The sequence below is a fragment of the Algoriphagus taiwanensis genome (assembly GCF_036245645.1).
In the GTDB taxonomy this organism is placed as follows: domain Bacteria; phylum Bacteroidota; class Bacteroidia; order Cytophagales; family Cyclobacteriaceae; genus Algoriphagus; species Algoriphagus taiwanensis.
Genome location: NZ_BTPE01000005.1, coordinates 279,368 through 290,307, shown reverse-complemented (window position 1 = coordinate 290,307; position 10,940 = coordinate 279,368). Strand labels below are relative to the sequence as shown.

General features: G+C 45.0%; 9 protein-coding genes. All 9 read right to left on the bottom strand.

Annotated elements, in window-relative coordinates:
- Positions 1-8: 8 nt before the first annotated feature.
- Positions 9-605, bottom strand: coding sequence for a Holliday junction branch migration protein RuvA (gene ruvA, locus AAA938_RS09380; protein WP_338228425.1), 597 nt, complete (start codon positions 603-605; stop codon positions 9-11).
- Positions 602-2,875, bottom strand: a complete 2,274-nt coding sequence (locus AAA938_RS09375; protein ID WP_338228423.1) for an NADP-dependent malic enzyme — start codon at positions 2,873-2,875, stop codon at positions 602-604. Before AAA938_RS09375 ends, ruvA begins: the two co-directional genes overlap by 4 nt.
- A gap of 21 nt (positions 2,876-2,896) precedes the next feature.
- Complete coding sequence (locus tag AAA938_RS09370; protein ID WP_338228422.1) at positions 2,897-3,991, bottom strand: DUF4837 family protein; 1,095 nt, start codon at positions 3,989-3,991, stop codon at positions 2,897-2,899.
- An 84-nt stretch (positions 3,992-4,075) separates the two neighbouring features.
- Positions 4,076-5,452 carry a LysM peptidoglycan-binding domain-containing protein gene (locus tag AAA938_RS09365; protein ID WP_338228421.1) on the bottom strand — a complete coding sequence of 459 codons (1,377 nt, stop codon included), beginning with the start codon at positions 5,450-5,452 and terminating at the stop codon, positions 4,076-4,078.
- A gap of 11 nt (positions 5,453-5,463) precedes the next feature.
- Positions 5,464-6,891: an Asp-tRNA(Asn)/Glu-tRNA(Gln) amidotransferase subunit GatA gene (gatA, locus tag AAA938_RS09360; RefSeq protein ID WP_338228420.1), complete on the bottom strand. Its 1,428-nt coding sequence runs from the start codon at positions 6,889-6,891 to the stop codon at positions 5,464-5,466.
- 19 nt (positions 6,892-6,910) lie between these two features.
- Entirely contained in the window at positions 6,911-7,108 is a 198-nt protein-coding gene (gene tatA / locus AAA938_RS09355) for a twin-arginine translocase TatA/TatE family subunit (RefSeq protein WP_338219696.1), read from the bottom strand.
- A gap of 112 nt (positions 7,109-7,220) precedes the next feature.
- Positions 7,221-8,462: a murein hydrolase activator EnvC family protein gene (locus AAA938_RS09350; protein ID WP_338228419.1), complete on the bottom strand. Its 1,242-nt coding sequence runs from the start codon at positions 8,460-8,462 to the stop codon at positions 7,221-7,223.
- A gap of 5 nt (positions 8,463-8,467) precedes the next feature.
- Positions 8,468-9,205: a lipoprotein insertase outer membrane protein LolB1 gene (gene lolB1 / locus AAA938_RS09345; RefSeq protein WP_338228418.1), complete on the bottom strand. Its 738-nt coding sequence runs from the start codon at positions 9,203-9,205 to the stop codon at positions 8,468-8,470.
- Positions 9,198-10,925 carry a tetratricopeptide repeat protein gene (locus AAA938_RS09340; protein WP_338228417.1) on the bottom strand — a complete coding sequence of 576 codons (1,728 nt, stop codon included), beginning with the start codon at positions 10,923-10,925 and terminating at the stop codon, positions 9,198-9,200. Before AAA938_RS09340 ends, lolB1 begins: the two co-directional genes overlap by 8 nt.
- Positions 10,926-10,940 lie beyond the last annotated feature (15 nt).

Sequence of the window (10,940 nt, the reverse complement as noted above, 5' to 3'; positions counted from 1 at the left end):
GATTCAAATTAAGGTGTCTTTAAAGATGCTTTAATTAAATCTTCTAAGGAAATTTCTCCGTTTGTTTTTTTCAGCACCTGTGCGATATTTTTCTCGGCGACTGCCTTGGGAAAGCCCAAAGTAATCAATGCTTGTAACGCCTCCTCCCGGACTTTATTGCCAGAATGAAGGAAGCCAAGCGGTGCCGTGGATTCGAGTCCTGATGATTTTCCTACCTTATCTTTTAGCTCCAAAATGATTCTTTGAGCAGTTTTTGCCCCAATACCTTTGACTGCTTGAATAGTACCCACATCATTGGAAAGAATGGCCTGTTCGATTTCCTCCGAACTTAGGGAGGACAAAATCATCAAAGCAGTGTTTGGACCTACACCATTGATGGAAAGTAGTAGAAGAAAAAGACTTTTTTCCCGCTCTTCCTTGAATCCATAAAGGGTGTGCGCGTCTTCTTTGATATGTAAAAAGGTGAGGAGCTTGAGTTGCTCCTCATCTTTGATCCGGCTGTAGGTTTGCAAGGATATTTTGACCTGATAGCCTACTCCTCCTACGTCCAAAATGACATAAGTGGGGTCTTTGAAAACTAAGCGTCCGTTCAGATAGGCGATCATAGGATATTTCCTGATGATTGGGCATCCACTACCGCAATGGCCACCATGTTGACGATTTCACGGATAGAACTGCCCAGTTGAAGAATGTGAACAGGTTTATTCATGCCCAAGAGAATAGGACCGATAGCCTCAGCATTACCTAATTCAGCAAGGAGCTTATAGGCAATATTGGATGAAGAAAGGTCGGGGAAAATCAAGGTATTCACCGGCTGATTGGCCAATACAGAAAAAGGATAAATCTCCCGCTGAATGTCCTGATTAAGCGCCACATTAGCCTGCATTTCTCCCTCGATGATCAGATCGGGATATTTTGCTTTAGCCAATGCTGTCGCTTTTGCCATTTTGAGGGCAGTTTCCCCTTGTGCAGATCCAAAGTTGGAATAAGAAAGCAAAGCGATTCTTGGTTCCATGTTGAAAAACTTCACCGCATTTGCAGTAAGTCCGATGATATCTACCAATTCCTCCGCTGTCGGGTTTACGTTGACCGTTGCGTCGGAAAAGAAGTAAGGGCCTTTTGGAGTATTCATGATGTACATCCCGGCAACCCGATTTACACCTGGTTTCACTCCGATTGCATGGAGGGAAGGAAGGATGGTCTTAGGATAATCTCTGGTGAGACCGGAGATAAATGCATCCGCATCTCCTTTTTCCACCATCATCGCTCCGAAATAATTTCTCTCCCGTACCAAGCGATGCGCATCGTGAAGGGTCATGCCCTTTCGTTTTCGCTTTTCATATAGAAAATCCCCAAATTCTTGAAGCTTTTCAGTTTCTGTGACGGGATCAATTATCGTGGCTGTCGCCAAGTCCAAAGAGTTGTCATCAATTAGGGATAGGATTTTTTCCCTATTTCCCAAGAGAATAGGAACGGCAATTTTTTCGTCACGAATCAGTTGAGCCGCCTTTAGAATCTTAAGGTTGTCGGCTTCACCAAATACCACCCGTTTGGGATCTTTTTTGGCACGGCCAATGACCACTTGCATAAGGCGCTGATCAATACCTATTCGTTTTTGAAGCTCCAACTCATAGGCTTCCCAGTCCGTGATGATTTTTTTAGCTACTCCTGAGTCAATAGCCGCCTTCGCTACAGCAGGAGCAATTGTGGTTATCAATCTAGGATCTACAGGCTTTGGAATTAGGTAAAGCTTTCCAAAGGAAAGACTATTGTCTCCATATGCCTTGTTAACCGTTTCCGGTACAGGCTCTTTAGCCAACTTGGCAATCGCCCGGGCTGCCGCCAACTTCATTTCCTCATTGATGACAGTAGCTCTTACGTCAAGAGCACCTCTGAAAATATATGGGAAGCCCAATACGTTATTGACCTGATTGGGATGATCTGACCGGCCTGTGGCCATGATCACATCTTCCCTTGCTGCAATGGCTGTGTCATAGTCAATCTCCGGATCGGGGTTGGCTAAGGCAAAAACAATAGGATTTGGAGCCATGGATTTGATCATCTCAGGCGAAATGATATTTCCTGCAGAAAGACCCAAAAATACATCCGCTCCAGGAAGAGCCTCTGCAATAGTATTGATATCCAAATCCGTGGCAAACTCCTTGTGAATATCCAAGAGACCTTTACGGTCGGTGCGAATCACACCATCCTTGTCGCAGACAATGACATGGTCTTTTTTGATGCCCAAACTGATGTAAAACCTTAGACAGGAAATGGCTGCTGCGCCAGCTCCACTCACAACCAATCGGATATCTTCAATTCTTTTTCCGACCAGTTCCAAAGCATTGACCAATGCAGCTCCGGAGATAATGGCAGTACCATGTTGATCGTCATGCATCACAGGAATATTCATTTCCTGCTTTAGCGTCTGTTCGATCTCAAAACACTCTGGAGCCTTGATGTCCTCTAGGTTGATTCCTCCAAAGGTGGGTTCCAAAGATCGGATAATCTGTATGAGTTTCTTAGGGTCGGTTTCGTTGATTTCGAGATCAAATACATCGATCCCGGCAAACTTCTTAAAAAGTACTCCTTTGCCTTCCATGACTGGCTTGGAAGCAGAAGGCCCAATATTTCCCAGACCAAGGACAGCTGTACCGTTGGAGATTACTGCCACCAGGTTACCCTTGGCGGTGTATTTGTAGATTTTCTCTTCGTCTTCGGCGATTTCTTTGCAGGGTTCTGCCACGCCAGGTGAATACGCCAAGGCCAAATCGAGTTGACTGGATACGGGCTTGGTGGGAATAACTTCAATCTTTCCGGGGGAGCCTTGGCTATGGTAATTCAAGGCATCCTGCTTTCGGATTTTGATAGACATAAATGATGAGTTAGACTGGGTTTAGGCTCCCTGGTTTTCCATCCAGCTTACATCCGTATTGAGAAGGATGGTTTGGATCTCTCTCAAAGCATCTCGGTGGATTTCATTGGGATAATAGACAAATCCCTCCATGTAATACAGCTTACCTTTGGCCTCATCTACCATGAGATAGCCGAGATAAGTACCGCCCATACTGATGTTGTTGGTCTTCCAGGTACCCCTGATTTCGACGGTAAAATTATCATTTATCACTAGGTTTCTGAATGCCGGAGGAATTTGTTTTTCAGTTACCAGATAGGAATTGGGGTTTTCGGGGTCGCCAAAAATCCTCGTTTTAGTGATAGAATCTCTGAGAGCCACGATGTTTTCAGGAAAAGTCTGCTCTTCTGAAGTGTAATTGGTCTCGTAAAAAAACAGGCTGATATCTGGTCTTTTTTCTGTTGGAGAAGGCTGTCTGAGCCAGAGAAATCCCGGTTCGCTTTTGGCAATTTGGTAGGAAACGGGCGGCTGAATCTGAATTCCCAAGTTGTTTCGGGCTTCATGCTGAGCAGCTGAGTTTTTCCTTGCCAGCAAAGCCTTTTCCAATCTACCTCTTTCCCTTACTTCGAAAAGATTTTGTAGGCGGTCCTTATTTTTCCTAAGGTTGGCAATGAGCTCTTCCTCATTGTTTCCAAAGAGGTACAATACTTCCTGCCCGATTGCATACTCGTCTTCCATTCTCAGGGAATAAAGATTAGGGTCTGCTGCTGCTTTCTCTTTGGATTCTTTAGAAAACTGGGCATTAATCACCTGGCTTCCCCCGCTTTTGTCATCGAAGGTGGTCACATAGACCAGATTGGTAAACATCTTCAGCATTCGAGTCATGCCTCTTGGGTCTACCCGGTGTACTTTAAACATGGGTTCGGATCGAAGCATGCCCGGCAAATCAGATTCAAAAATACCTCTGAGCTCTTCGCCGACCGGTCCGGCCCATTTCGCAGAGTCAATAGCAAGTACAATTTCTCCGATGGATCCTTTCGCTTTGGGTTTTCCTCCTCCAAAACCTTCTCTTCCTTCTCCACAGGAGAATAAGGTAAAGGCTGAAAAAATGAGAAGAATATAGGTAAATCGTTTCATATCTAAGTTTTTTTAAATGATGATCAATATCCAGACACCTCAGAAAAAGACAGAAATGGGAGGATTAAGTTTTTCACCCGAAACTCAACCGATAATCAGTTTTTGTCCGGGTTTGATATTGTTGGAATTGAGGTTGTTCAGTCTTTTAATTTGCTCCACGCTGAGAGAATGCTTCTTTGAAATTATCCAAAGTGAATCTCCTGGACGTACGGTGTAGGTTTTAGAACCGGAAGAGGAATTATCCGCCAAAGTGCTTGAGGAAGAATTTCCGGAGTAGATTTTCAGCGTTTGCCCCACACGAATCAAATTGGAGTTGAGATTGTTCCAATCCTTGATTTGGGTCACGGTGACCCCATGATTTGAGGCGATTTTACCCAATACATCTCCAGACTTTACCCGATAAGTTATGGCTTCCCGATTCATGGATGCAGCGGCTTCTTCAACAGGTACCACCTGCGAAGCGAGCAAGAGCGTAGGGGCATTGCCTAAGGAGTCTCCTATCCAAGCCAGATTTTCCTTCAAAAACATGGATTTGTTTTTGGGAATCCGAATAGCCATGGACCGGTTGGTCTCGGGAATGTTTCGATTTTTGATGCTGGGATTGAGTTCTTCAAGATCTTTCAGACAGATGTCGGTGAGTTCCGCCAATTTTTCCATTCTGAAGGCTCTCTCAAATCGGATTTTCTCGTATTCGATCGGGTAGGTAGGTTCTTCAAGGTTGAAATTGTGCTCTTCCAGATGGTTGAGGATGTAGAGCATTGCTTGGAATTGAGGCACATAGCCACGGGTTTCTCTAGGAAGGTAATTGTAGATTCCCCAGAAAGTAGTTTTTCCTCCTGAACGTCTAATGGCTTTTCTCACATTTCCTGGCCCGCAGTTGTAAGCTGCCAAGGCCACTTCCCAATTGCCAAACATACGATAGAGCGACTTTAGATACTTGGCAGCCGCATCGGTACTCATTTCAGGGTCCATGCGGTCATCCACGTCGGAGTTGACATACATGCCATACATTCTCCCAGTGGCAGGCATAAACTGCCAAAGCCCCATTGCCCCTACTCGGGAGCGGATTTGAGGGTCCAATCCGGATTCTATAATGGAAAGGTATTGGATCTCCACCGGCATTTCATGCTTCTTCATTGTGGATTCAAAGAGAGGAAAAAACTTTTCCTTTCTCGCCAAAACCATTTTGGTGTACTCTCTATTTCGGACAGTGAAGTATTGGATAAATGAAAAAATCCGATCATTGAGCTCAAAGGGCATCTCCGTTTTCATGGATTTGATCCTTTGCTCAACTTCCTCATAGGTGAAATCCGGGATGTATTCGTAATGATAATTGGGAAGAATCTCCTCGTTCAGTGCGGTAGCCGCTTCCAAGGGTTCTTCCTGAGAAAAGACTTCGGTCATGGGAATCACACATACAGCAAGAATGGTAAGGATGTTTCTTTGCCAAGTCATTTTCATAAGAGGTTACTTTAGGTTGTTAATTCGGTCAAATAGTTACTGAAAGCATACAGTTCAGCTTCTTTGAAGGAATTTGCAATCACTTGCAGACCAATTGGCATGCCATTTTGGTCTTTTCCATTCGGAAGCGAAATCGCCGGTACTCCGGAAACGGAAGCTTGAACAGTGAAAAGGTCTTCCAAATACATGGCTACCGGATCTCCACTGTGCTCTCCAAACTTAAACGCTGTAGTCGGGGTAGTCGGCATGATAATATAGTCAAAATCATCCAAAAGATTTTCAGTAAAGTCTTTAATTAACCTTCTTACCCGCTGAGCTTTAGTAAAATAGGCGTCATAATAACTTGCCGAAAGCACGAATGTTCCCAACATGATTCTCCGTTTGACTTCCTCACCAAATCCCTCACTTCGCGTGAGTTTGTACATGGATTCCAGATTGTGGGCATTGGGCGTCCTGTAGCCGTATTTCACCCCGTCAAATCTGGATAGGTTGGAGCTGGCCTCTGCTGTAGTCAGGATGTAATAGGTAGGGAGGGTGTATTTCAATAGTGGAAAATGAACTTCCTCCACTTCATGTCCTTCAGATTTCAGCTTTTCCAGAATCGCCTCGGTTTGGGATTTTATTTCAGGCTGAAGAGCAGGAGACTCCAAAGTTTCGGTGAAATAAGCCACCTTGACCTTTTTCTCAAAATGAAGCAATTCACTGTAATGGTGAACGGGTTTCCTTGAAGAGGTGCTGTCAAATTCGTCATGCCCTGCCATGACTTCCATGACCAAGGCATTGTCTTTGACAGTTTTGGAGAAAACTCCGATCGTGTCAAAAGAGGAAGCGTAGGCGATCAATCCCCAACGGGAAACTCTCGAATAGGTCGGCTTCATGCCGATGACTCCTGTGAATGCTGCAGGCTGACGAACCGAACCCCCGGTATCCGTACCCAAAGAAACGGTGCAGAGATTGGCCTGAACGGCTACTGCTGAGCCTCCGGATGATCCTCCGGGTACCCGACTTTCGTCCAAGGCATTGAGGACTTTTCCATGAGCAGAATTCTCATTGGAGCTGCCCATTCCAAATTCGTCACAGTTGAGCCGGCCGATAATGATGGCGTCCTCATTGATCAATCGCTGGACTGCCGTGGTGGTAAATTGGGAAATATATCCTTTGAGGATATTGGAAGAGGCATTGGATTCATGGCCTGAAAAATTGAGAACGTCCTTGATTCCAATGACCATCCCGGCGAGTTTGCCGGCTTTGCCCTTGGCGAGTTTCTCATCAATCCGCTCAGCTTGCTCGAGAGCGGATTGGCCATAAACTTCGACGAAGGCGTTGAGATGCGCCTTCGTCTGAATGTTTTTTAAATAATACGCTACAATTGACTTGCAATCAGCCTCTTTCTTTTCGAGCGATTTTTTGATATCGTCGAAGGAATCGAATTTTTCCAATGTGAATTGGCTTTAGGGATTATTTCTTTTTGTCTTTTAGCCCATCTTCAAGATCGTTCTGAATTTCCTTGGTCGCATCTTTGAATTCTCTGATGCCACGACCCAATCCTCGGGCCAATTCAGGGATCCTTTTAGCACCAAAGAGCAGAAGGATAACGAGGATGATAAGAATCAAAGAACCTCCGCCCATGTTTTGAATGAAACCTAATGTAAGCATGATGGTGTGTGTTTAAGGATATACAAGATAACAAAGATACAACTGTCCCTCGCATAGCCAAAGTTCCCGGCTATTGAGGTGCATCTTTTTTATGAAGCTACGATTTTTTAACCTATCTGGACGTAATCCATGTTGCAGGGTCCATGATTTGTAGTCCTTTCCAGGTTTGGAAGTGGACTTCAGCCTGACCTTCAGCATTGGTTGCAACCTGTCCGATGATATCTTTTGCCTTGACTTCCTGGCCTGATTTTACAGTAATGGTCTTGAGTCTGCTGTACATGGTGAAATACTCTCCGTGCTTAATGATGAGCGTATTTCCATAGCCTGGAATGGTGGTGATTTTGGTCACTACTCCGTCAAAAACCGCTCGGACGTTGGAGTTGGGCTGGGTTCGGATATCGATGCCATCACTGTCCAAAGTGATTCCTTTCAAAGTAGGATGGGGGTAAGTCCCGTAACGCTGTGTGATAAAACCTGTCTCCACTGGCCAAGGAAGTTTACCTCTATTTCCTGCAAAGGAGCTGGAAAGAGCCGCTGCCTCAGGAGTCATAGGCATGGATGTACCCGCTTTTTTGGTCGTGGTGCTGTTTTCTTTTCTGGCGGCAGCTTCAGCCAACCGGATTTCTTCCTCGATTGCCGCTTTGATCATTCGATTCAGCTGCTCTTGCTGCTTTTTGGTGGCAGTGATTTGTTTTTGGATGTCTCTTTCCTTTCTGGAAAGAGAGTTGACCACCGACTGCTGATTTTTTCGGAGGTTTTCGAGTTTTGCCCTTTCGGTTTTTTCCTCAGCTAAGACGACCTCCTTTTCAGCTTTTCTTTCATCGAGAAGAACCCGCTGTTCGGCTAGCTGCGCAGTTAGCTTTACTATTTGCTCGGCTTGTTGTTTTCGGCTATCGCTGTACTGCTTGAGATATTTCAGCCTCATATAGAGCTGATTGAAGTTGGCAGAGCTGAATACAAATGCCACTATGGAAAGCCCTCGATTAAGTTTGGAGGAGTTATAGATCATTCGCGAATACTCTGCTTTCAATTCCTTGAGCTGCTTTTCTTGCAATTCTATTTTCCGCTCGGTCTCCTGGATTTCCTGATTGATCAGTCGAACTTCACGGTCTAGGGTATTTACAAGACGACTTTGGGTTTGAAACTGTTGGGTGATTGCGTTAAGTTCTCCTATAGATGTTCTTTTAGTAGCAGTGGTTTGTTTTAGAATCGCATCAAATTCCCGGAGTCGGGCCTGCACCTCGGCTTTTTCACGTTCGAGATCTTCTCTCGATTTTTTGGTTTGGGAAAAGGATTCCAATCCCAGTCCAAAAACCAATAGAACCAGTAAAAAAGAACGAAAAAAAGATTTCATATCACTCAAAACCTAAATGGAAAACTCAGTGGGGTGGAAGTCGGCTCTACAGAGGTCCATTCCACATGGATGATCGTGTTTTGACTGCCTTCAGGAAGTTGATACATCAGTTTGAAAAGGGCTTCGGCTGGAAAGGGCTGAGAATTGACGTCTAAAAACTTTGGGAAGCTGGCCAAAAAGGAGCCCCGGTCATCCAGTGAATTTGAGGTCATTTCGGCCACTTTTGCGGTAGAGGTTTCTACTTTGGTAAAATACCTTACCCCATCCCTTACCTGGGTCAACTCGAATTTTTTCCCGATTCTCACCAAGCGGTCCTGGTAGTCTACCTGGAAAGGAATATTGGCCCAAAGCACATTCTGGAAAATGTCAAGAGAAAGCTTGAGTCCATAAAGCCGCTCAAAATCCTGATAAGTCAGATTTACATCGTCTCTTCCAACCCGGTCACGAATTTGAATTTTTTCTTGGGTGAAAAATCCCCGGATCGCTTCCATCCCCATCCCCGGAGACATGGTAAACCATAGCACACTGTCTTTTTTAGCCCGCAGACTCAAGGTTCCCCGGGTGATTTTTCCAGATTCTTCCTCAATGACAATTTTGGCTTTCGCACTGAGATAGTCGTAATCCGCACTAAGGGGAGTGAAATCGGTCATGGTTTGATCTCCTTCGTAGAGGACGACTTTTTTGGCACAACCGGCGGAGAGCACCAATAGAATTACAAGAGAGAATGCAAAAAATCTATTCATAATATTTCCTGTCGCTGATTTTCTTTGAAATATGTTCTGAGGCTTCATCGCTTTCCGCTGCTTTTTTCCACCAGTTTACTGCCTCAGAAACTTTGCCAAGATGAAATAGTATGTCTCCATAATGCTCCAAAAGCACCCCACTTGGGTTGGAATCATTGGCGATGGCCTTTTCCATATAGGTTAAAGCTTCGGTGTAATTGCCCATCTGAAACAATACCCAAGCATGCGTATCCAAATAGGTGGAATTGTCAGGAAATCTCTTCACGACCTTTCCTGACATGCTTGCGGCTTTTTCTAAGTCTCTTTTTTCCAGAGAAAGGAAAAAAGCGAAGTTATTCAGAACCTGCTCGTCGTTTGGATTGAGCTGAAGCGCTTTGTCGAAGTAGTAGAAAGCGGAATCTTTTTGCCCCAAATTGAACAAACTGTTGCCCAAAGAACCAAAAGCGACTTGGTCCAATTGGGAATTTCGTCCCTGATTGAGTCCGATTGCTTTGTTTAGAGAATTTACTGCCAAAGAGTCTTTCTTTCTTGCAGATTTGACCACCCCATCGTAAAACCAGAACTCAGGGGCATCCGGAAACTCGTCGGTAGCCATGATGGTATAGTTTTCCAGGCTTGCGAAATCCGCATTTTCCCCGAAGGAATTCAAAATGACCTGCTCCAGCAAACTGGCATTTTTTGGGTTGGATTGAAGGGATTTTTTGTACAAATCAACCGCGCCCTCCATGTTTCCCTGACGCTTTTTTCGTTCTCCGACCGCTTCCAAAACCAAGGCTTCCTGTGGATGTAAGTCCAGCATCAAGCCTTCCATTTGGTCCAAAAGAGAATCTCTTTGGCTGGTCTGCATTTCTGAAAGTACAGAGACAAAGGTTTTGGCTTTGACTTCAGGGTCCAAGTCCGGATTGGCAAAAGCCGAAATCAGATATTCCTGAGCTTGACTTTGTTGCCCTTTTTCCTTGAGTAGCGTGTAGGCAGCCATCCGGAGTTCCGGTTGATTGGGGTATTTGGTGATCTCCTCTTCGACCAAGGCAAGCGCCTGATCCAGTCGACCATTATTGTAGAGGATTTCTACTTGGTTGAGGACATAGGTTGGATTGCCGGGGAAAGCTTCGATGAGTTTTTCTCCCTCTTCCAAGGCTTTTCCGAGGTCATTTTTTCGCAGGTAGATCCTTTGCTTTTGCAGGGTAAAAGGCTCCCGGATCCCATAGTATTCTTCCGCTCGGTCCAGTACCACCAAAGCCTTGTCAAATTCTCCCGCCTGTAGATAGATGGAAGCCAAATCGAGATTGTATTGCTGGTTTTTTTCAGAATCAGCTGTTAGTCGATCCAGAATCTCGGCTGCCTTGAGCGGTTGTTTGAGTTGGGTGTAGATTTCAGCTACCAGGAGCGCATAGTACTTATTTTCCGGGTCGATTTCTACGGCACGGTTGGCATAGGGGAGGGCTTTTTCAGCCTGTTCGGACCTCACCAAAACCTCTGCAAGCTTGTAGTGAATGGCAGGCTCGTCGGGGGAAAATTCCAACGCTTTTTGGAGGTAGAAAAAAGAACGGTCCAGATCGCCCAAAACCAGGGCTTTTTCGCCTTCGATAAAATATCGGCTTCCTTTGGTTTGATTTTCAAGCCGTTTGGCCTCTTTTTTGGAAATTTTCTCCTGAGCAAATCCAAAGGAAATACCTAAAAAAAAGAAGAAACCAAGAAGTAAAGTGGGGGTTATTCTCACGTGCGGTTTGGAATG

Bases quoted from the DNA above. Each gene is read 5' to 3' on its own strand.
- ruvA (WP_338228425.1), bottom strand. From the start codon at position 605: ATGATCGCCTATCTGAACGGACGCTTAGTTTTCAAAGACCCCACTTAT.
- AAA938_RS09375 (WP_338228423.1), bottom strand. From the start codon at position 2,875: ATGTCTATCAAAATCCGAAAGCAGGATGCCTTGAATTACCATAGCCAA.
- AAA938_RS09370 (WP_338228422.1), bottom strand. From the start codon at position 3,991: ATGAAACGATTTACCTATATTCTTCTCATTTTTTCAGCCTTTACCTTA.
- AAA938_RS09365 (WP_338228421.1), bottom strand. From the start codon at position 5,452: ATGAAAATGACTTGGCAAAGAAACATCCTTACCATTCTTGCTGTATGT.
- tatA (WP_338219696.1), bottom strand. From the start codon at position 7,108: ATGCTTACATTAGGTTTCATTCAAAACATGGGCGGAGGTTCTTTGATT.
- AAA938_RS09350 (WP_338228419.1), bottom strand. From the start codon at position 8,462: ATGAAATCTTTTTTTCGTTCTTTTTTACTGGTTCTATTGGTTTTTGGA.
- lolB1 (WP_338228418.1), bottom strand. From the start codon at position 9,205: ATGAATAGATTTTTTGCATTCTCTCTTGTAATTCTATTGGTGCTCTCC.